21 protein-coding genes are annotated in these 20,485 nt (G+C 71.3%); 8 read left to right on the forward strand and 13 right to left on the reverse strand.

The window, feature by feature from the left end; all coding sequences use genetic code 11:
- Positions 1-149 precede the first annotated feature (149 nt).
- The 6 genes from GFJ45_RS02610 (at position 150) to GFJ45_RS02635 (ending at position 5,504) form a co-directional block, all read left to right on the forward strand.
- Complete coding sequence (locus tag GFJ45_RS02610; RefSeq protein WP_153393840.1) at positions 150-1,001, forward strand: ribokinase; 852 nt, start codon at positions 150-152, stop codon at positions 999-1,001.
- Positions 1,002-1,036: 35 nt separating this feature from the next.
- Positions 1,037-1,906 (forward strand): sugar phosphate isomerase/epimerase family protein, encoded by an 870-nt coding sequence (locus tag GFJ45_RS02615; protein ID WP_153393842.1) that lies wholly within the window; start codon positions 1,037-1,039, stop codon positions 1,904-1,906.
- Between the two features lie 99 nt (positions 1,907-2,005).
- The gene (locus GFJ45_RS02620) at positions 2,006-3,178 is read left to right on the forward strand and encodes an iron-containing alcohol dehydrogenase (RefSeq protein ID WP_194288475.1); all 1,173 of its coding nucleotides are present in this window, start codon (positions 2,006-2,008) and stop codon (positions 3,176-3,178) included.
- Entirely contained in the window at positions 3,178-3,924 is a 747-nt protein-coding gene (locus GFJ45_RS02625; RefSeq protein ID WP_153393957.1) for an SDR family NAD(P)-dependent oxidoreductase, read from the forward strand. Before GFJ45_RS02620 ends, GFJ45_RS02625 begins: the two co-directional genes overlap by 1 nt.
- A gap of 65 nt (positions 3,925-3,989) precedes the next feature.
- A complete protein-coding gene (locus GFJ45_RS02630) occupies positions 3,990-4,490 on the forward strand; it encodes a 2,4'-dihydroxyacetophenone dioxygenase family protein (RefSeq protein WP_153393846.1) in 501 nt (166 codons plus the stop codon).
- 63 nt (positions 4,491-4,553) lie between these two features.
- On the forward strand, positions 4,554-5,504 hold the full coding sequence (locus tag GFJ45_RS02635) for a LysR family transcriptional regulator (RefSeq protein ID WP_153393848.1): 951 nt from the start codon (positions 4,554-4,556) through the stop codon (positions 5,502-5,504).
- Here GFJ45_RS02635 and GFJ45_RS02640 read toward each other — a convergent pair.
- A complete protein-coding gene (locus GFJ45_RS02640) occupies positions 5,473-6,237 on the reverse strand; it encodes a FadR/GntR family transcriptional regulator (protein ID WP_153393850.1) in 765 nt (254 codons plus the stop codon). The two genes, GFJ45_RS02635 and GFJ45_RS02640, sit on opposite strands and share 32 nt — an antisense overlap.
- A gap of 58 nt (positions 6,238-6,295) precedes the next feature.
- Positions 6,296-7,249 (reverse strand): helix-turn-helix domain-containing protein, encoded by a 954-nt coding sequence (locus GFJ45_RS02645; protein ID WP_153393852.1) that lies wholly within the window; start codon positions 7,247-7,249, stop codon positions 6,296-6,298.
- Positions 7,250-7,352: 103 nt separating this feature from the next.
- On the opposite strand from GFJ45_RS02645, the gene GFJ45_RS02650 reads away from it, so the two are divergent.
- Positions 7,353-7,553, forward strand: coding sequence for a hypothetical protein (locus GFJ45_RS02650; RefSeq protein ID WP_153393854.1), 201 nt, complete (start codon positions 7,353-7,355; stop codon positions 7,551-7,553).
- 100 nt (positions 7,554-7,653) lie between these two features.
- The gene (locus tag GFJ45_RS02655) at positions 7,654-7,950 is read left to right on the forward strand and encodes a hypothetical protein (protein ID WP_153393856.1); all 297 of its coding nucleotides are present in this window, start codon (positions 7,654-7,656) and stop codon (positions 7,948-7,950) included.
- Positions 7,951-8,030: 80 nt separating this feature from the next.
- Here GFJ45_RS02655 and GFJ45_RS02660 read toward each other — a convergent pair whose 3' ends face one another.
- The 11 genes from GFJ45_RS02660 to GFJ45_RS02710 all read right to left on the reverse strand — a co-directional run bounded on the left by GFJ45_RS02660 (position 8,031) and on the right by GFJ45_RS02710 (position 20,332).
- Positions 8,031-9,173: an acyltransferase family protein gene (locus GFJ45_RS02660; RefSeq protein ID WP_153393858.1), complete on the reverse strand. Its 1,143-nt coding sequence runs from the start codon at positions 9,171-9,173 to the stop codon at positions 8,031-8,033.
- Between the two features lie 265 nt (positions 9,174-9,438).
- Positions 9,439-10,662: an L-2-hydroxyglutarate oxidase gene (gene lhgO / locus GFJ45_RS02665; RefSeq protein ID WP_153393860.1), complete on the reverse strand. Its 1,224-nt coding sequence runs from the start codon at positions 10,660-10,662 to the stop codon at positions 9,439-9,441.
- A complete protein-coding gene (locus GFJ45_RS02670; protein ID WP_228386386.1) occupies positions 10,659-11,963 on the reverse strand; it encodes an NAD(P)H-dependent oxidoreductase in 1,305 nt (434 codons plus the stop codon). Before GFJ45_RS02670 ends, lhgO begins: the two co-directional genes overlap by 4 nt.
- Before the next feature lie 2 nt (positions 11,964-11,965).
- A complete protein-coding gene (gene rfbC, locus GFJ45_RS02675) occupies positions 11,966-12,508 on the reverse strand; it encodes a dTDP-4-dehydrorhamnose 3,5-epimerase (RefSeq protein WP_153393865.1) in 543 nt (180 codons plus the stop codon).
- Entirely contained in the window at positions 12,505-13,533 is a 1,029-nt protein-coding gene (locus GFJ45_RS02680; RefSeq protein WP_153393867.1) for an NAD-dependent epimerase/dehydratase family protein, read from the reverse strand. The genes rfbC and GFJ45_RS02680 overlap by 4 nt, the downstream gene beginning before the upstream one ends.
- 1 nt (position 13,534) lies before the next feature.
- Positions 13,535-14,308, reverse strand: coding sequence for a glucose-1-phosphate cytidylyltransferase (rfbF, locus tag GFJ45_RS02685; protein ID WP_153393869.1), 774 nt, complete (start codon positions 14,306-14,308; stop codon positions 13,535-13,537).
- A gap of 51 nt (positions 14,309-14,359) precedes the next feature.
- Positions 14,360-15,685, reverse strand: a complete 1,326-nt coding sequence (locus GFJ45_RS02690; RefSeq protein ID WP_153393871.1) for a polysaccharide biosynthesis tyrosine autokinase — start codon at positions 15,683-15,685, stop codon at positions 14,360-14,362.
- Entirely contained in the window at positions 15,682-16,818 is a 1,137-nt protein-coding gene (locus GFJ45_RS02695) for a glycosyltransferase (protein WP_228386388.1), read from the reverse strand. Before GFJ45_RS02695 ends, GFJ45_RS02690 begins: the two co-directional genes overlap by 4 nt.
- A gap of 69 nt (positions 16,819-16,887) precedes the next feature.
- Positions 16,888-18,345 carry a glycosyl hydrolase family 28-related protein gene (locus tag GFJ45_RS02700; RefSeq protein ID WP_153393876.1) on the reverse strand — a complete coding sequence of 486 codons (1,458 nt, stop codon included), beginning with the start codon at positions 18,343-18,345 and terminating at the stop codon, positions 16,888-16,890.
- Positions 18,291-19,766: an O-antigen ligase family protein gene (locus tag GFJ45_RS02705; protein WP_194288476.1), complete on the reverse strand. Its 1,476-nt coding sequence runs from the start codon at positions 19,764-19,766 to the stop codon at positions 18,291-18,293. Before GFJ45_RS02705 ends, GFJ45_RS02700 begins: the two co-directional genes overlap by 55 nt.
- Positions 19,766-20,332, reverse strand: coding sequence for an SGNH/GDSL hydrolase family protein (locus GFJ45_RS02710; protein ID WP_194288477.1), 567 nt, complete (start codon positions 20,330-20,332; stop codon positions 19,766-19,768). The genes GFJ45_RS02705 and GFJ45_RS02710 overlap by 1 nt, the downstream gene beginning before the upstream one ends.
- Between the last annotated feature and the right edge of the window lie 153 nt (positions 20,333-20,485).

Below are 20,485 nucleotides of genomic sequence, written 5' to 3' on the forward strand. Positions count from 1 at the left end.
CCGTCACGGTCCGGGCGGTGACGTGGACGGAGGTCTCCTGGTGGCACAGGGGACGCCCCACCAGGAGACCTCCGATGTCTGCCAGCCTAGCGGGGGTAGCCTGGCCTCCGACACCGGGTGGCGACAGCGCGGACGAGGAGGACTGCCCCATGGCCGGCAGAGTGATCGTGTTCGGCTCTCTCAGTCAGGACCTGCACCTGCCGATGGAGCGCCACCCCGGCACCGGGGAGACCGTGATGTCCGGGGACATCGAGTACCGGTTCGGCGGCAAGGGTGCCAACCAGGCGGTGGCCGCGGCCCGTGCCGGGGCGACGTCGGTGTTCATCGGCAAGGTGGGGGACGACCCGCAGGGTCACGAGTACCTGCGCCGGCTGGCCGCCTTCGGGGTGGACACCTGCCGGATGGAGGTGGTGCCCGACGCGCCCACCGGCACCGCGATCATCTACAACGACGCCACCGGCGAGAACATGATCGTGGTCGCCCCCGGCGCCAACCACCGGATGGCGCTGGCGGACGTGGACCGGCTGGACGACCTCACCCCCGACGACGTGCTGCTGATGCCGCTGGAGCTGCGCCACGAGGTGATCATCGCGGCGGTGGAGCGGGCCCGGGAGCGCGGCGCCCGCATCGTGCTGAACATGGCGCCCTACGCCGCCCTGCCCGCCGAGGTGCTGGCCGGCTGCGACCCGGTGGTGGTGAACGAGCACGAGGCCGGCCTGCTGGCCCGCGCCGGGCTCGAGGTGCCCTCGCTGCTGACCACCCTCGGTGCCCGCGGCTCCCGCTGGGGCGAGATCGAGGTGCCCTCCAGGGAGGTGTCCCCCGTCGACACCACCGGTGCCGGTGACGCCTACTGCGGCACCCTGGCCGCCCGGCTGGTCCTCGGCGCCGACCGCCGCGCGGCGATGACGGCCGCCGCCGAAGCCGCGACCGCCTGCGTGCTGCACCACGGGGCGCAACCGCCGCTGCCGGAGGACGAGCCGGCCACCGCCGACGCCCGCTGACGGCCACCCCTACCCACGCTGAGCAGAGGAGACCCATGCAGATCGGATGCCACGGCCTGGTGTGGACCGGCGAGTACGACCCGGCCGGGATCCGGCACGCGGTCGCCTCGACCGCCGCCGCCGGTTTCGACCTGGTCGAGTTCCCGCTGATGGACCCGGCCACCTTCGACGCCACCACCGCCCGTGCCGCCCTCGACGAGCACGGTGTGGCCGCCAGCGGCAGCCTGGGCCTGGCGCCGGAGACCGACATCAGCAGCGGCGACCCGCAGGCTGCCCACGCCGGGGAGGAGCTGCTGCTGCGGGCCGTCGACGCGCTCGCCGAGATGGGCGCGCGGCACCTGTGCGGCATCGTCTACAGCGCGATGCAGAAGTACATGCAGCCGGCCACCCCGGAGGGCGTCGCCACCAGCCAGCAGGTCATCGGCCGGGTCGCCGACCACGCGGCCGCCGCCGGCATCCAGCTGAGCCTGGAGGTCACCAACCGCTACGAGTCCAACGTGCTCAACACGGCCCGGCAGGCCCGCGAGTTCGCCGCCGCGGTGGCGCGCGGGAACGTGCGGGTCCACCTCGACAGCTACCACATGAACATCGAGGAGACCGACATGGTCACCCCCGTGCTGGAGACCGCCGGCGAGCTCGGCTACGTCCACATCGGGGAGTCCCACCGGGGCTACCTCGGCACCGGCAACGTCGACTTCGACGGCCTGTTCCGCGCGCTGCACCACATCGGCTACGACGGCCCGGTCGTGTTCGAGTCGTTCTCCTCGGCGGTGGTCTCCCCCTCGCTGACCCGGACGCTGGGCATCTGGCGCAACCTCTGGGAGGACGGTGCCGACCTCGGCGCGCACGCCAACCGGTTCATCCGCGACCGGGTCCACGCCAACGCCACCATCGCCCACCACTGACCCCGGGCCCGGCAGCGACCGGGTGCTCCCGGCTCCCGGATAGGGGGCATCCGGTTCCGGTGGGTTCTGCACCGGCCGGTACCGGCCTACCGTGGCCACGTGGCAGCGACGACGGTCACCGGCTTCCCGGGCAGCTACCTGCAGGGGCCCGGCGTGCTCGCACGGCTACCCGCGGAGCTGCCCGGCGGGAACGGCTGGCTCGTCGTCGTCGACGCCACCGTGGCCCGGCACCACCCGGATGCGCTGGCCGCCCTGACCGGCTCGCCGCGCACCGGCGAGGTGGTGGAGGTGGACCCCGCCTGCACCGAGGACGCCGTCCGCCGGCTCGGCGCGCGCGCTGCCCGCTCGCTGGCACCGGGCGTGGTCGGCGTGGGCGGCGGCAGCGTGCTGGACCTGGCCAAGGGCGCCGCGCTGCACGCCGGCGTCGAGGTCGCCTGCGCGCCGAGCGCCGCCTCCAGCGACGCCCCCACCAGCCGGCGGCTGGTGCTCTACGACGAGGACCACCGGCTGCTCGGGCCGCGGGTGCTGCCGCGCGGTCCGGTGGTCGTGGCCGCTGACACCACGCTGATGGCCACCGCCCCGGTCCGGCTGCTGCGGGCGGGCATGGGCGACGCGCTCTCCAAGGCTGACGAGGCCCGCCAGGTAGCAGCCAGTGGCGGCCGCGCGCTGCTCGGCGGCGCTCCCTCCCGGCTCGCGCTGATGGCCGCCGAGGCGATCGAGCCCACCCTGCGCGAGCACGGACCCGGCGCGCTGCGCCACGTCCAGGCCGCCCGCCGTGGCGCGGACGACGCCGTCGCCGGCACCAGCGCGTCCGACACCGCCGAGTCCGCCGAGGCCGATGCCGCCGGTTTCGAGCAGGTGGTGGAGGCGACCACGCTCTGGTCCGGCGTGGCGTTCGAGGCCTGCGGACTGTCGCTGGCGCACGCGCTGACCTGGGGGCTGTCCCGCCTTCCCGGGGCCGCCGGCGCGCTGCACGGCGAGCAGGTCGCGCTCGGGCTGCTGGTGCAGCTGCACGCCACCGGCGCCCCGCCGGAGCGGCTCGCCGAGGTCACCGCCCTCTACGACGCGCTCGGTCTGCCGCGGTCGCCCGCCGACCTGGGACTGCCACCGCTGACCGACGCGGACGCCGACGCGGTGGTGGAGGGCACGCTGGCCTCCCCGCACGCCCGCCACACCACGCCCCGGGTGACGGCCGGCCGGCTGCGCGCCGCGCTGGAGGCCCTGGAGACCGGCCCACTCGTCACCGGCTCCCGGCAGGAGGCGCACCCGTGATGCGGACCACCGACACCGACGCGCTGCTGCGCACCTACCGCGCCGACCTCTTCGCCGGGCAGCAGGTGCTGGTCACCGGCGGCACCAGCGGGATCGGGGCCGCCGTGGCAGCCGCCTTCGCGGCGCTCGGCGCCGAGGTGGTGGCCGCGGGACTGGCCAGCGAGGCCGCGAGCCCGCCGGCCGGGGTGACCACCGCCGAGCTGGACGTCACCGACGCCGGGGGGCTGACGGACCTGGTGGGGTCGCTGGACCGGTTGGATGCCCTGGTCACCTGCGCGGGGGTGATCAAGCGGGACGTGGAGCACGACCCGGCGGTGTTCGCCGAGGTGCTGGAGGTCAACCTCACCGGCACCATGCGCGCCTGCGCCGCGGCCCGGCCGCTGCTGGAGGCCTCCGGCGGCAGCGTCGTCACCACGGCCTCGATGCACAGCTTCATCGCCGGGCCCCGGGTGCCGGGGTACAGCGCCAGCAAGGGTGGCGTGACCCAGCTCACCAAGGCGCTCGCCGGCGCCTACGGTCCGGCGGGAGTGCGGGTCAACGCGGTCGCCCCCGGCTGGGTGAGCACGCCGCTGACCGCCGCGCTGGAACGCACGGACGCCGGTGAGGCGATCCGGGCGCGCACCCCGCTGGGACGGTGGGCCTCGCCGGCGGAGGTCGCCGACGCGGTCGTCTTCCTGGCCTCTCCCGCCGCCCGGTTCGTCACCGGCTCCGTGCTGGTGGTCGACGGCGGCTTCCTGACCTCCTGACCCGGCGGACCGGCCGGCCGGAAACCCCGACAGCAACGACAGCAACCGACACGAAAGGACGCACCATGAGCGACGACAGCCCGATCATCCCGATCTCCCCCGAGGTGCCGCTGGAGATCGCCGTGCCGGCGATGCCCGACGACGACCGGGTGTGGGTGCCGCAGGCCGAGGGCGTCTACTTCCGCCCGCTGCTGCTCAACACCGTCACCGGACAGTGGTGCAACCTGCTCAAGGTCACCCGCGCCGGCATCGTCTCCCGCCACCGCCACCCCTCGGTGGTGCTCGGCTACGTGGTCAAGGGCGAGTGGAGCTACCACGAGCACGACTGGGTGGCCCGCGAGGGCAGCTTCGTCTACGAGCCGCCCGGGGAGATCCACACCCTGGAGGTGCCGGAGCACTGCGAGGAGATGATCACCTTCTTCAACATCACCGGCGCGATGATCTACGTCGACGACGACGGCAAGCAGATCGGCTACGAGGACACCTTCACCAAGCTGCAGCTGTGCCGGGACCACTACGCCAAGAACGGGCTGGGCGCCGACTACGTCGACCAGTTCGTGCGCTGAGACGAGGGCCGCTCGGGTAGCGGCTAGGGTGGCGCCACCGAGGACCGGAGGTGACGCCCGCGCATGCCCCAGCTCAGCGAGCGGCTGGCCCAGCTGCGCCTGGACCGGGTGCGCACCTTCCTCGCGGTCGTGCAGCACGGCAGCTTCTCCGCCGCCGGCGAGCGGCTCTACCTGTCGCAGTCCCGGGTCAGCGCCCACATCGCCGAGCTGGAGCGGGTGTTCGGGACCGTGCTGTTCGACCGCTCCCGGCAGCCGGTCGGGCTGACCGACGCCGGGCGGGCGCTGCTGCCGCACGCCCGGGCGGTGCTGGAGCGGCTGCACGCCGCGCAACTGGAGCTGGCGCAGGTCGAGCACGGCGGGCTGACCGGCACCGTCACCGTGGGCATGTACCCCTCGGCGGCGGCCTACCTGTTCCCCCGCCTGGTGCAGGCGCTGCGGGCCGAGCACCCGGGGGTGACGGTCCGGCTGTGGGAAGGTGCGACGCTGGACCTCGACCCGGCGCTGCTGGCCGGCGAGGTGGACCTGGCTGTCCGCCCGGCCGCGCCCGAGCCCAGGGGCGCCGACCGGCTCAAGTCCGCGCGGCTGTGGACCGAGCCGCTGGTGGCGGTGCTGCCGCCGCAGGACCCCGCACCCGACGGCGGCGCGCTGGAGGTGGCCGACCTGGCCGGGCGGCCGGTGGTCACGATCGGGAGCGGCGACGAGGGCGCCGCCGAGCGGCAGCAGTTCGAGTGCACCCAGGCGTTCGCGCTGGCCGGGGTGACGCCGCAGGTGGCCTTCCGCACCAACCAGCCGCAGACGCTGCTGGCGATGGTGGCCCAGGGGCTGGGCGTCGGGGTCACCAACTGGCTGGCGGTGCACACCGCCGACCACACCGGGCTGCGGGTGCTGCCGGTCCAGGGCCCGGGCTGCTGGCGCGAGGTGCACCTGTTCTGGCGCGACGGCGGGCTGCCACCGGGCTCGCCGCAGGCGGTCGCCCGGGCGCTCAGGAGCCTGCCCGCTCCGCCTGCCCCGTAGCGGCCCCGTCGGCGCCGTCGGGCCCGTCGGCCCCGTCGATCCGGGCGTCGGCGGCCTCCTGGGCGGCCAGCGTGGTCCGCAGCCACTGCTCGACGCCGCTGATGTGCACCACCACGGCGGCCTCGGCGACGTCGGGGTCGCGGGTCTCCAGCGCCCGCACGATGGACTCGTGCTCGGCGATGGTGCGCTCGACGGCCCCGTGCTGGGTCAGCGCCCGCCACACCCGGGCGCGCACCGTGCTCGGGGACAGCCCGTCGAGCAGGCTGACCAGGTAGTCGTTGCCGGCCGCCTGGGCGAGCAGCCGGTGGAACGCGAGGTCGTGCTCCACCAGGGACTCCACGTCGGCGCCGCGGGCCAGCTCGATCTCGGCGCGCATCGCCTCCAGCGTGCCGGCCGCCACGGTGGGGGCGGCCTTGCGGGCGGCGGCCGCCTCCAGGAAGCGGCGCACCTCCATCAGCTCCAGCACGGTGCGGTCCTGGTGCAGGTCGACCACGAACGCCATCGCCTCGGTCAGCAGCGAGGGCTGCAGGCTGGTGACGTAGGTGCCGTCCCCCCGCCGGACGTCGAGCACCCGGAACATGCCCAGCGCCTTGACTGCCTCCCGCAGCGAGCTGCGGGACAGGCCCAGCCGCTCGCTCAGCTCCTGCTCCGGCGGGAGCCGGTCGCCCGGGCCCAGCTCGCCGGACATGATCATCTGCTTGATCTTGAGGATGGCCTCGTCGGTGACCGACATAGCCGTCATGGTAGGCCTACCGGACGCAGCCGTCCGACACCTCGGGCCCAGCGCCTCCTCAGCTGCTGAGCCGGGAGAAGCTCTGCCGGTAGGCGTGCGGGGAGATGCCGACCGTTCGCCGGAACTGCTGGCGCAGGGTCGCGGCGCTGCCGAAGCCGCTGCGCTGGGCCACCGACTCGATGTCCAGGGTGGTGGTCTCCAGCAGGTCCCGCGCCCGCAGGATCCGCTGCCCCAGCAACCACTGGTGCGGGGTGGTCCCGGTCTCGGCCACGAACCGCCGGGCGAAGGTGCGCTCCGACATCGCGGCCCGCCGCGACATCGAGCGCACGTCGTGGGGCTCGTGCAGCCGGGAGCGCACCCAGGCCATGACCGGCTCGAGGCTGTCGCCGGAGCGCTCCGGGACCGGGTCGAGCACGTACTGCTTCTGCCCGCCCTGCCGCTGCGGCGGCACCACCATCCGGCGGGCGATGACGGTGGCGATGCGGCTGCCCAGCTCCCGCCGCACCAGGTGCAGGCAGGCATCGATGCCGGCGGCGGTGCCCGCGCTGGTGACCAGGTCGCCGTCGTCGACGAACAGCACGTCGGGCCGCACGTCCGCCAGCGGGTACATCTCCCGCAGCTGTTCGATGTGCGCCCAGTGCCCCGTGCAGGGGCGCCCGTCGAGCAGGCCCGCCGCCCCGAGGGCGAACACCCCGGAGCACACCGACAGCAAGATGGCGCCGGAGTCGGCGGCCGCCCGGAGCGCGTCGTGCACCTCCGGGCTGTAGGTGGCCTGCGGCGCGCACGCCGGCACCGCCACCAGGTCCTTCCCGGTCAGCGCGTCCAGCCCGTGCTGGGCGGTCACGCTCACCCCCTGGGTGATGATCGGCTCTCCCGGCCGGGGCGAGCAGACCTGGAAGTCGAACCGGGGCACCCCCAGGTCGCGGCGGTCGATCCCGAAGACCTCGGTGAGCACCCCGAACTCGAACAGCTCCAGCCCGGGGAGCAGGAGCACGCCGACCGACCGCATCATGACCGCCATCATGCCACGGATCCGCGCGAACTGGCAGGAAACTTGCGAAAGGTGGCATATCCGCCACTATCCAGCAGCGTCAGGGGCTATTAGTCTTTTACTCATGACGACCTTCCTCGCCTTCGCTGTCCTGACCACCGTTCTGCTGGCCGCCATCGGCACCATGGCCACCCCCTCCGCGCTGCGGACGCCGGTGACCCGTTGGAGCCCGGCGGACCTGGTCGCCAAGGTGCGGCTGGGCTTCCACGTCGTGGCCGACCTGGGTCGGCTGCGCGGCGAGCAGCTCACCCGTCTGGGTCACTGAGTATCAGCCGGGGCGCCTCAGGCGCCCCGGCCACCGACCACCTCGCGCCGGGCCGTGACGACACGCGGCCCGGCGCCGTCATACCTGCGATGATGGGGCGATGACGGTCGTCCTGCTGTTCCTCCTGGTAGGCCTGCTCGTGCTGGCGCTGCTGGGCCGGGCGAGCCTGCCCTACCGCGAGCGGCTGCCGATCCGACAGTGGAGCGGACAGGACTGGACCGGCAACATCGGCCGTGGCCTGCGGTTGCTCGCCGACGCCGGCGGCCGCCGCTCGGCGATCATGACGCAGCTGACCGAGCAGGACCTGAAGCGCCGCCGCGCGCGCCGGCAGCGCCGGCAGGGAGGCCCCGAGGGGCAGGCCGACGAGGAGTCCTCCGGCGGCGACGCCCGGCCCTGACCCTCGCGGTCCCCGGTTGCAAGGAGTATCGGCGAGTGGTGCCCCTGGACGGGTGAGGGTGGGGCGAGGCTGTCACCCTGTCAGGCCTGCTGGTCGACCGTTGGCCGCCACCGGGCGCGCAGGGCTGCCACCCTTTGCCCCACGTCGCGGGTCTTGAGCGCCAGCGCCGGCTTCTCGATGTAGTGCCAACTGAGCCAGGCCAGGGGCACGGTGAGGGCGAACGTCATCAGGACGAACGCCCAGTAGCCCCATGCCTGGGGCACGCCGTAGTCGGCCAGACCCATCGCGACGGGCCACCCGTAGATGTACAACCCGTAGGTGAGGTCGGTCCGCCTTCCTACACCGTGAAGGGCGGCAGGCAGATGGACGGACAACCAGAGCACGAGGTAGGCGAAGGCGGCGTAGCCCACGGAGCTGAACAGCCCGGTGCTGAGCGTGAGCACGACGACGCCGATCGCCAGCAGACCCCAGCGTCGAGCCATGGGGACCTTGTCCGCGTACAGCTCCAGGGTGGCCCCGAGCAGGAAGATGCAGACCAGCGAGAGGATCTTGCCCTGCGCGTACGACCAGCCGACCTCCGGCACGTACTCGGTGATGGTGGCACCCGCCATCAGCACGAGGGCGAGCAGCGGCACCACGAACCGGGCGAGCTTGAGGATGCCGAGGACCGCGAGACCGCCCACCATGACGTAGCAGACGACCTCCCACCAGAGGGTCCACAGGGGGATATTCAGGACCGAGGCCTCGCTGATCTCCCCGTGGGGAAGGTCGCGCCACACGTCGGCGATGCCACGCTGCCGCTGCTCCACCCCCAGGTTGAGCAGGACGTAGGTGAACGGCCCCTCGGGATGGCTGCGCCAGTAGCCACCAAGGCTCCCGTGCTCGCGGGCATAGAACCACGGCCCGACGAGAAAGGCACCCACCAGCAGCACCACGAAGTAGGCGGGGTAGATCCGTAGGAACCGCGCCCAGAAGTACTGGACGACGTCCCGTCGGCGGGCGCTCCGGGTGACGAGGAAGCCGCTGAGAGCGAAGAACCCGAGCAGCCCGAGCGTGCTGATGTCAGCCTGCCCGTGCCACCAGTCGTCCGCGGGGTCGGTGCCCCAGCCCCCGATCGGGAACGCGTGCGAGACGATGACGAGGCTCGCGAAGACGACCCGCAGCATGCCCATCGAGTTGTTCCGGCCCGAGAACGCGCTCGAGAGCGGCTGTCCGGTGTGCATCGCGCATCCCTCCCTCGCAGATCCGGCCGCTGCGCTCCCCGCAGCACGCTCCGGCCGGAGGTCACCGCGCCAGCCGAGGCCCTGTCCTAGACGAAAACTTGACCCTTTCGTGGGCTGTTCGTGACGCGACCTTGGGGCCAGCGTAGCGGTTCGGCACAGCCTGCGGGAGGGTCTCGCGCAAGAAGCTCACCGAGGCCGCCAAGAGCGCTGGGCGCACGGGCCGGCTGACCCGACGGCAACCCCGGGGGCCATGGAGGCGTCCGCGTCAGGCGGTGAGCACGACACGGTCGGCGATCAGGGCGCCGATCGGCAGTGCCGAGGTGGCCGCCGGAGACGGCGCATTGAGGACGTGCACCGTCCGGTCAGTGCTCAGCACCAGGAAGTCCTCGACCATCGAGCCGTCGGCACGGATCGCCTGCGCCCGGATGCCGGCCTCCTCAGGGCCCAGGTCATCGACCGTCAGGCTCGGGCAGTACCTGCGCACCAGGGCGAGGTAGCCCGGGCGGTACAACGAGTTCCACTGCTCGGCCATGCCGTTCCTGAACTGCCGGCGGGCGAACCGCCAGAAGCCGCCGAAGCGCACGATGTCGGCGACGTCGCGCGGCGTGACCGACAGCCGGGGGTAACCCTCTCGCGAGAGGCCCAGCACGGCGTTGGGGCCCACCGTCACCCCTCCGTCCATCATGAGCGTGAGGTGGACGCCGAGGAAGGGCAGCGCGGGGTCGGGCACGGGGTAGATGAGCGTGCTGACGATGTCGTTGCGGTGCTCCGGCAGCCGGTAGTACTCCCCTCGGAACGGGACCATCCGCACGTCGGTCGACACACCGGCGAGCCGGGCGAGCCGGTCCGCCTGGATCCCGCCGCACACCAGCAGCCGCCGGCTGCGGACGCGGACCGTCTCGCTCTCCCCGGAGAGCTGCACGTCGACGCGGACCTCGCTGAGCGACTCGGCGATGTTCTCCACCTTGGCGCCGAGCCGGATCTCCCCGCCCATCCGCGTGATCTCGCGGGCCATGGCGCGGCAGACCTGCCGGTAGTCGACGATCCCGGTGCTCGGGGAGTACAACGCCCCGACGCCGGCGATCGCGGGCTCGCGGCGCCGCAGCTCGGCGGCGTCCACCCGCTCCAGGGACAGCCCGTTGGCCGTCGCCCGCTCGTGCAGAGCCTCCATCCGCGCCAGCTCCGCCTCGTCCGTGGCGACGATCAGCTTGCCGGTGTCCCGGTAGGGGATGTCGTGCTCGTCGCAGAACTCGCGGGTGGCCCGGGCGCCGGCCGTGCACAGCCGGGCCTTGAGCGAGCCGGGTGCGTAGTAGACACCGGCGTGGATGACGCCGCTGTTGTGCCCGGTCTGGTGGCGGGCGACGTCGTGCTCCTTCTCCAGCACCAGCAGCCCGAGCCCGGGCGTGCGGCGCAGCAGTGTCATGGCCGTCGACAGTCCGACGATGCCTCCGCCGACCACGACCACGTCGTAAACGTCCGTGCTGCTCACGGTGTCGCCACCGACGTGAACAGGGCGTCGAGCTCGGCACGCAGCTCATCGCAGAGCCGACCGCCGGGCACGGTCACGTCGGCGTAGCCGATGACCTCGTCCCTGGCGACATCGCGGTTCACCACGCACCCCTCGGCGAGACCCACCGGCAGCAGCCGGTCGCGGTGCACCGCCTCGGCCCGCTCACACTCGCCGTAGTAGGTGTAGCCGCCGAGCGCGTCGAGCGTCTCTCCCGCCTTGAGGTCGCGCTTGGCGACCGTGACCACGTCCACGTGCGGGGGGCCGGGCAGGGGCTTGATCGTGGCGTCACCGAGGAGCGCCGCGCGCGCGACGGTGTTGGGCACCTCGAAGTGGCACAGGTGGTAGGGCGCGTAGAAGCTGTAGAGCGGACCCTCACCGAGCTTGTAGAGGTTGAGGTAGTGGCGCTGCTGCGGGTCGTCGTGCTCGGCGAGCACGTAGACGCCCGGACCGGGGCGCGCGCCGACGACGTAGTCGACGGCACCGCCCAGGTCTCGCAGCTCGTCGACGTCATACCTGCCTGTCAGCTCGTCGACATGGCCGTCGTGGTCACGCTGCAGCATGCCTCGGCGGTGCACCGAGAAGCCCGCGGCGTTGGCCACCAGCGCCTGCTCCACGGACACCTTGGTGCCGTCGGCGAAGCTGGTGACCATGTGAGGGTCCTGCCCCCAGCGCCGGGCGAAGGCCTCCTGGGTGGTGGGCGTGCGGTAAGGATCCTGCAGCCCCTTGACGTTGCCGGCGACGAGTGGGCGCAGGCCCAGGCCGCGCACGAAACGCACCAGGTTCATCTGGACGCCCGGCTGGTCACCGTCACAACCGGTGTAGACCAGCCCCGCAGCCTCGAACCGTGAGCTGAGGACGGGCCCCACCGTCGCGTCGACCTCGGCGTTCATCAGCACCAAGTGCTTGCCGCCCGCGAGCGCGGACAGAGCGAGGTGGCACCCGAACTCGACCGCGCCCGTGCAGTCGACCACGACGTCCACCCGTGCCGCTTCGGTGAGGGACTCGACGTCGGTCGTCACCGCGGCGGCGCCCGTGGCGGCCGCCCGGTCCACGTCCCCTGCCCGCTCGACGCGGACCAGCCGGTCACCGGTGACCCCCGCCTTTGCCAGGGCCGTCACGGCCTGCTCGGGGCGGCGAGCGTAGACGGCGGCCACCTCCATCCCGGGCACGGTGTTGACGATGTGGTTGATCAGCCCGGTGGCCATGAACCCGGCCCCGACGATGCCCACGCGCAGCGGGTCGCCCTCCTCGGCGCGCCGGGCCAGCAGGCTGTCGGTCACGATCACGGCAGCGGCCGCCCGTCCCAGTCCGGCCAGCTGCGGTCCTTCTCGGAGATGACCGTCACCTCGAGCGGCCACCGGATGCCGAACGCGGGGTCGTCGTACCGCTGGCCGCGCTCACCCTCGGGCGCGTACGGACCCGAGACCTGGTAGGTCACCTCGGTCTCGTCGACGAGCGTCTGGTAGCCGTGCGCCACGTAGGGCGGGACCCATAGGGCGCGCCGGTTGTCGGCGCTCAGCTCCACCATCGCGTGCCGGCCGAAGGTGGGGCTGTCCTCCCGCAGGTCCAGGGCGACGTCGACAATCGCGCCACGGACGCACCGGACCAGTTTGCCCTCGGCGTGGGGCGGGACCTGTCGGTGCATACCGCGCAGAGTGCCGGCCCGGTGGTTGAACGACATGTTGGCCTGGACAACCTGCGTGTCGAGGCCAGCAGCCGCGAACTCGTCGGTGCAGAAGGTTCGGGCAAAGAAGCCACGGTCGTCGCTACGCGCCTCCAGCTCGACGACCATGCATCCCTCCACCTCTGTGGGCAGGAATCTCATACAGCCGGCACCTTCCAGAAGAGCGACGCGTCGACCTGCTCGGTGTCCAGCAGGTACTGGATCTGCTTGAGCCTGGTGTGTCCGCGGCCGTAGAAGGTCTCGCGGTCCAGCTTGGTCAGCTCGAACACCTCGTGCAGCTGCCGGGCGCCACGTGCCAGGTCCCAGTCGCACGCGAAGCCGAGCTCCTCGTGGATCCGGTCGAAGTTGACCCGGTAGGACCGGTTGTCCTGCCCGGGGTCACCGAAGCTCAGCCCGCAGCCGGGGAACTCCTGGGCCACCGTCTCCGCGATCTGGCGGACGGTGTAGTTGTTGTCGTTGCTGCCGACGTTGAATATCCGGTCGTGCACCTTCGCCACGTCTGCGGCCAGCACGATGCGGATCGCCTTGGCGATGTCCAACGCGTGGACCATGGGACGCCAGGGCGTCCCGTCGGAGGTCATCGCGATCTGCCCCTCCACCCACGCGAGCCCGCAGAGGTTGTTGAGCACGATGTCGAACCGCTGGCGGGGAGAGGCCCCGAAGGCCGTCGCGTTGCGCAGCGAGGTGGGATGGAAGCTCTCGTCGGCCAGCTCGTGCAGGTCGGCCTCGGTGAGCGCCTTGCACTCGGCGTACGCCGTCTGCGGGTCGACCGCAGAGGTCTCGTCGACCCAGCCGTCTGCCACGCCGTAGACCGAGCAGCTGCTCATGTAGACGAACCGACTTACACCCGCCTCCTTGGCCACCCGGGCCACGTGCGCAGATCCCTTGTGGTTGATGTCGAAGGTGATCGGCCCCACCAGGTCACCGGTCGGGTCGTTGGACAGCTCGGCCATCGCCACGACCGCGTCGACGCCCTCGAGATCAGTGGCCGTCAGGTCTCGCATGTCCTTGTTGAGGGTGCGAGGTGAGGTGGACACCCCGTTGTACAGCCAGCCGTTCTTGTAGAAGCCGGTGTCGAGGCCCACTACCTCGTGGCCGTCGGCGACGAGGGTCGGCGCCAGCAGGCAGCCGAGGTAACCGTCCGTACCGGTGACGAGGATCTTCATCTCACCACACCCTCCAGGGGGCTTGTCCCGAGGTCCAGAGCTCTTCGAGCAGGTTCTTGTCCCGCAGGGTGTCCATGGGCTGCCAGAAGCCCGTGTGCTTGAAGGCGTTGAGCTGGCCGGCGTGCGCGAGGGCACGAAGTGGCCCTTGCTCCCACACCGTCTCGTCACCGTCGACGAAGTCGATGGCGGCGGGCTCGAGCACGAAATAGCCGCCGTTGATCCAGGCACCGTCCCCGTCGGGTTTCTCCTGGAACTGGGTCACCCGCGTCTCGTCCTGTCCCAGGACCAGCGCGCCGAACCGTCCGGGCGGTTGCACGGCCAGCATCGTGGCCATCAGCCCGGCCCTCCGGTGGAAGGCGATCTCGGCGGTGACGTCCACGTCGCTGACACCGTCGCCGTAGGTCAGGCAGAAGGTCTCATCCCCGATGTGATCCCGCACCCGCGCCAACCGGCCACCAGTCATCGTGTCGGCGCCGGTGTCCACGAGGGTGACGCGCCAGGGCTCGGTGTGCGGGGTGTGCACCACGACCTCGTCGCGACCCAGGTCGATGGTCAGGTCGGACATGCGGGTGCGGTAGGTGACGAACCACTCCTTGATGACCGTGCCCTTGTAGCCGCAGCACACGATGAAGTCGTCGATGCCGTGCGCGGCATAGGTCTTCATGATGTGCCAGAGCACCGGCAGGCCGCCGATCTCGACCATCGGCTTGGGTCGGAGCGCGGTCTCCTCACTCAGCCGGGTTCCAAGCCCCCCTGCCAGAATGACAGCCTTCACAGGTGTGCCCCCATCGTTGTGGTGCGTCACAGCATACGGTCAGCGGCGCCGTCAGCGTAGGGGTCCGGACGAGAAGTTCAGGACGCTGCCCAGGAGCACCCCGCCGGCCTTGCTGACCGTGTCCAGCGCGAGCGCGACCTGGTGCTGGCGCAGCTGGCCGGCCGGGACGACCAGCACTGTTCCATCGGCGTACCGGGCGATCAGTGCGCTGTCCGCGTGGGTCCGTAGGTCGGCCGTGTCGACGATCACGACGTCGTAGTCGGGGCTCAGCTTCTCGAGAACCGGCCGCAGCGCCGTGTTGGCGCGAGCGAGGTGGTCGTCCTCGTACCGGGAGCGCGGCTCGGGCACACCGACCGGGACCACGTCCAGACCGTCCGACACACCCTTCACGACGAGATCCGAGACGGAGCTCACGTCCTCGGGCCAGTTCAGCCACCCCAGCTGGTCCTCCAGCGCCAGACCCGACGTCAGGTGATGGTCGCGCGGATCAGCGTCGACGAGGAGGACGTGATAGCCGTGCTGCGCGAGCGCGCGAGCAAGTCCGGCGGACACCGATGTCTTGCCGTCGCCGGCCTCCAGCCCGACCACCGCGAGCACGGGACGGCTCGTGGGCAGGCGCTGCAGGAGGTTGTTGCGGATGCGGCTGAAGCTCTGGGCCGTGGCGCGATGCGTGGCGACCTCCAGCGGGACGACACGACGTCCCCGCACGAAGGGCACCGACCCGATGCTGGGATGTCCGGTCAGCTGCTCGACGGCGGCCTCCGTCCGCGGGGAGTCGTCCCGGCGCGCCAGCGCGAGCACGAGCGTCATGCCTGCGCCCAGGCCCGCGAAAAGCCCGAGGGCCAGCATGATGGCCGGCTGGGGCGACTCCGGCTCAGTCGGCGTCAGTGCCGGATCCACCAGCTGCACCGAGGTCTCCGCGGCTGCACCGGGGTTCAGCTCGTTGAGCTCCTGGACATAGCCGTCGAGCTCGAGGGCGACGAAGTTGACGATCTCCCGGGCACGACTGGGATCCGGGTCCTGGGCCGTGATCTCCACGAGGACCGTCTGCGGAACCGCCTCTGCCTGCAGGCTCGCCTGGAGCGACTCCGGCACCTGGTCCAGGCCCATCGAGTCGATGACGCGCGAGACGACGACGTTCGAGGTAGCCAGCTGCGCCAGCGTCAGCACCTTCTGCTGGGCGTCATTGGTCTCCGTCAACGGGTTGTTCTCGCCGTCGCGTGTCACCGAGGAGACCAGCACGGTGGCGGACGCCTGGTAGGTCAACGGCATCTGGGCGGCGTACAGAGCGGCGAGCGCCATCCCCAGGAGCGCGCACGCCAGGACCACGAGCCCGCGCCGCAGCGTCACGCCGTCCTGCAGCAGCCTCCTGATCACATCGTCCCCATATGCAGCTCGGCAGACCGCTTGGCCAGCGCCTCCCGGAAGACGCGTTCGTAGTCCCGCACCACCTGCTCCCAGGTGAGGAGACGCTGCTGCCGGGCCCGCGCAGCCTGCCGCATCTGGTCCTGGAGGGCAGGGTCGGCGAGGACGCGGTCCAGAGCGCGGTGGATCGCAGCCGGTTCGGGTGGGACGAAGGCACCGGTGGTGCCGAGAACTTCTCGGTTGTACACGGTGTCCCGCGCCACGACGGGCGTCCCGCAGGCCATCGCCTGCACCAGGGCAGGATTGGTACCCCCGACGGAGTGGCCGTGGAAGTACACGCCGGCGTGCTGCCACAGGGCGAACAGCCGGTCGTCGTCACTGATGTGGCCGAGCCAGTGCACCCTCGGCCTGGTGGCCGCGAGCCGGCGTACCCGCTCCTCGAGCTCTCCGCCGTAGCCGGAGGAGCCGACGATGACGACGTCCCACTTCTCGCTGAGCGCCTCGGCAGCGCTGAGGAACTCGCCGATCGAGTTCTCCGGCACCAGGCGCGCGACGAGAAGGGCGTACCGGCCAGGTGTGAGGTCCTCCACGAGTGGTAGGGCAGCGACGGCGGTGCCGCCGTAGGGGATGGTGGTGCCCTCACGACCGAACTCCTCGCGCCACCGGTCGGCGATGGCGCGACTGTCGGTGACGATGTGGTCGGCGAACCGGGCCGTCGCCCTGGCGCCGTAGAAGAAGATCTTCCGACCTGCCGCGCTCCACTTCTCCCGCTCCCACTCGATCCCGTCGACGTTGACGACGCTCGGAATGGTGCGGGCACGCAGAAGCGGCAGCCAGTAGCCGTTGGCGACGTTCATGACGAACGCCACGTCGTGCCGCCGACGGGCGGTGTGCCCGACCGACGTCAGCCCGTAGCTCAGGGTGCTGAAGGACTTGGCCTCCCACCCCGGCGTGAAGACCTGCCGCACGCGCGGGTCGTGTCCCGGGTGGTCGGTGACGACCGCCTCGCGACGGCAGTAGACGTCCACGTCCCAACCCTGGTCGACGAGGTGGGGAGCCAGGTGCCGGACCAGCGTCTCGAAGCCACCGTAGAAGCTGGGGTACCCCCGGCTGCCGATGATCGCTATCGACGGTCCGTCAGTCACTCGACCAGCTGGGGGGGTGGGGAGTACCATGCGATCTCCTAGCCATGACCGGTATGGGTGCGCGTCACCTTACAACGCGCCGACGACCGAGGTCAGGGTCCACTGCGGTCCATCGTCGAACCGGACGAAGCTGGCTGTGCCGCCGTCCGCCAGGCGAAGTGAGTCGCCCCCGCCGAGGTGCAGGTTGCCGCCGCCCTCGAAGACGACCTCACCACCGGCAGCCCTGATGTGGATACTTGCCCCGGGGAAGTGGCTGCCCTCGATCGTGCTGACCTGGCCGGCGCCCGTGAGCACGACCGTGGTCGCGGCCCCGATCCCGAGGACGCTCGTTGCCTCCAGCGATCGGGTCAGACCTGCGGTGACGGCCACCTGGGTGCCCTGCGAACCGTGCATCTGCACCGTGGCACCGCTACCATCGGTCGCCGCCATGTCTCCGAACTGACCGATGAACATGTTGCCGTACCCGACCGCGTGAGCATCCTCCTCGGCCCGCACGCAGTACCCACTCCCTGCGCTCGCGACCGTGGCGTTCGCGAAGTGGCAGCGGTCGACCCGAATGCCTTCGGCGCCGCGGAGGAGGATCGCGCTCCCCAGCCCCTCGAAGTGACAGGTGTCGAAGGTGACGGACTCGGCACCGTCGAGGAAGACAGCCACCTGCGCCTGCTGGAAGGTGGTTCCCGAGAAGACGTGGGTGTGCCCCACCTTGTTCGACAGGTAGGCCGCCGGCTCCAGGCCCGGCGTATAACGCTCGAGCTGCGGACAGATCTTGAGGTTCACCCCGGGGGAGCCCTCCGACTCCGCGCCGAAGGCGTCGATCCGCCCTCCGATCCAGGTCGTCTGGTTGACCTGTCCGGACATCAGCACACAGATGGACTCGGCCGTCCCGGGCTTTCGCTCGACCACCATGTTGTACAGGTCCAGGAACTGGATCGGGTCTCGAGCCTCCGTGCCGCCGCCGGCGAGCCAGATCTGAGCGGCATCGAAGTCATAGATCCGCATGTTGGCGAAGCTGGAGTGCCAGAGTCCCGACACGCCCTCCTCGCCCCGCTCGGCCCTGATGAGGAGCCCGTGCTGGCCTCGGTTGCCCGCGCCCGTCAGGCCGAGCCCCTCCACCCGGACGTGCTGCAGGACGCCCTGGCCGATCCGCAGCAGGGCTTCGTTCTCGCTGCCGGGTACCGCGTGGATGACCGAGGTCTCCGCGCCGGCACCCAGGAGGCGGGACCCGTTGCGCAGCACGAGCCCGTCCGCGGTGTAGCGGCCACCCGGGATGAAAAGCGTCCGGTCGCTGGCGTGCGCGGCGTCGATGGCGCGCTGAAAGTTCTCGGTCTGGTCGGCTTCTCCGCTGGTGACCCCGAACTCCTCGACGTTGAGCAGCCATCCCACGTCGTGGTCCCCCGTCACCATCACCGGGTCGGCCTCGGGCCGGTCGGCCTCCTCCGGAGGCGGACAGCTGGTGCAACCGGCAGTCACGGTCAGCGCTCCGACGACGACTCCACCCCTGAAGATGCTCCGCCGATCGATCTGCATGGAACCTCCTGGCCCAGCCGCAGTCCCCGTCGATCGCCGCCCCTACGCGGCCGGTCGAAAGGAGTGTACAGGCACGTCCCCAGCAGCAGGGCCAGCGAGAGGAACCCGGCAGGAAAGCCGAGGCCTCCGGTGGCGACAGTGGCGGCCGCCAGGCAGAGCACGAGGGCCAGCAGGGCCTGACGCCTCGCCGTGTCCTGCCTGTCCTCCACCGCTGCGCTGGACTGGAAGACGGCGAGGTACAGCAGCCTCAGCATGAAGCCGACATAGCACGCGAGACCGATCATGCCTGTCTTGACCAGGTAGTTGATGTATCCGTTGTGCAGGAAAGCTGCCTCGGTTCGCACGAACTCGGACCTGGTTGACGCTGTGTCCAGCCCGAGCGGCACCGCCGTGCCCCACCCCAGACCGAACCACTGCTCGAACCACCCCGCGTCCGAGAAGAGGCGGACCCCACGTTCGGACTCGAAGGCCCGGTAGTTCTGGTCGATGTCCTGGGCGGACTGCTGCGACGTCGAGGCGACCTCGTTCCAGGAGTTGAACAGCTTCTCGACGAAGCCCTCGTAGGCGACCGTGTAGGCCGGTTCCGACACGAACCGCAGCGAGAAGAAGACGATGGTGAGCAGCGCGAGCCCGCCGCCCACCACCGTGACGGCCCGGACGAGGACGAGCCGTAGGGTGCCGGTCCCTGCGGCGACGCGGGTGGCCGCGAAGACCATGGCGACGATGAGGAGCTGCAGCAGCAGGATCCGCGACATGGCGAGCGTCATGGACAGAGCGCACAGGACGGCCGCCCCGATCGCCAGCCTCTGCCACCATCCTCTCCTCGGACGTCCCCGCACCAGCAGGTAGGTAGCGACGACGGCGACGAGCTGGACCTGCTCTCCCCTGCCCGCCTCCAGACGCAGGAGGTAGAGGTCCGACACGCCGGCGCTCACCTGACCGGTGAACAGCCACAGGTGGTGCACGGATCTCACGCCACCGAGGATCAGCAGGAGCCACCACAGCGCGCGCAGGGCACGACGCTCGCGCGTGAAGGAGTGGCCAGCAGCGATGAAGCCGAGGTAGGAGAGCACGATGGCGACGTCACGCACCAGGTCTGTCCGGTCACCTGCTCGTCCGTGGGCGGTGGCCACGACCGCGGCCATGCTCCCGATCGTCAGCATCGCCAGGAGCCACGCGAGGCCCACGGGCACCGGTGACGGACCCGGCCGGACCAGCCACACCACCAGCGCGCCGGATGCGGTCAGCACTGCCAGGAAGGAAGCAACCATCGGACCTGCGACGTTGCCCTCGCCGATGAGGATGGCCAGCCCCAGCAGCGCGGCGAGCCCGTACAGCTCCACGTGGACCGGGTGGGCTGCCGGAGGCCCGTCGCTGTCACCGAGACTCTGCCGGCTGCCGCTGACCCCCGTCGTGACCATCACGGCTGCCCTTGCCTGCTGACGGTGATGGCGCTCATGAGACGCTCGTGGATGGCTTGGTGACCAGCATCGTTGGGGTGGAAGTCGTCGGAGGTCCCCTCGAAGGTGTCCACGCCCTCAGGTCCTCGGTAGGACGGCTCCGCCTGCAGGTCAGACAGCTGCCGGTAGACGCCGTCGTACTCCTCGCACAGCTGCCGGATGACGAGGTCGAAGTTGGCGCCCTGAGCCGGCGGACGCCAGGTGCCCAGGCACACCAGAGCGGCCTCGGGCGCGGCCTCCCGCACCCGCTCCAGCAGCGTCTCGTACTGCACCGCGAAGGTTTGGTAGTCCACCTGCGTGACGTCGTTGGTGCCCAGCTCGACGACGTAGAGGTGCTGGTCCTGGGGCAGCTGCTCGTTGAGCTCCAGCTTGCTCTGCACCGTCCCGCCCACGATGGCCGTGCCCTGCTCCTCGGAGGGACCACCCGCCGCCACGGCGGCCGTGGTCAACGCGCGGAAGGTGCGCTCCTCCGTGCTCGCGAAGAGACCGGCTGCCAGGGAGTCCCCCACATAGGTGACCTGCGCCACCTCGTCCTCGCCGAGTTGAACTCGAACGGTGCTCGCGGACGTGCGCGTATCGGCCTGCGGCCTCGAGGCGACGAGAACGCCGACCGACACCGCCAGCAACAAGGCGGCGAAGCCGGCGAGAGCCGTTGCAGCGGCGGTGCTGCGCAGCCGCCT

Source organism: Ornithinicoccus halotolerans (genome assembly GCF_009602535.1).
In the GTDB taxonomy this organism is placed as follows: domain Bacteria; phylum Actinomycetota; class Actinomycetes; order Actinomycetales; family Dermatophilaceae; genus Ornithinicoccus; species Ornithinicoccus halotolerans.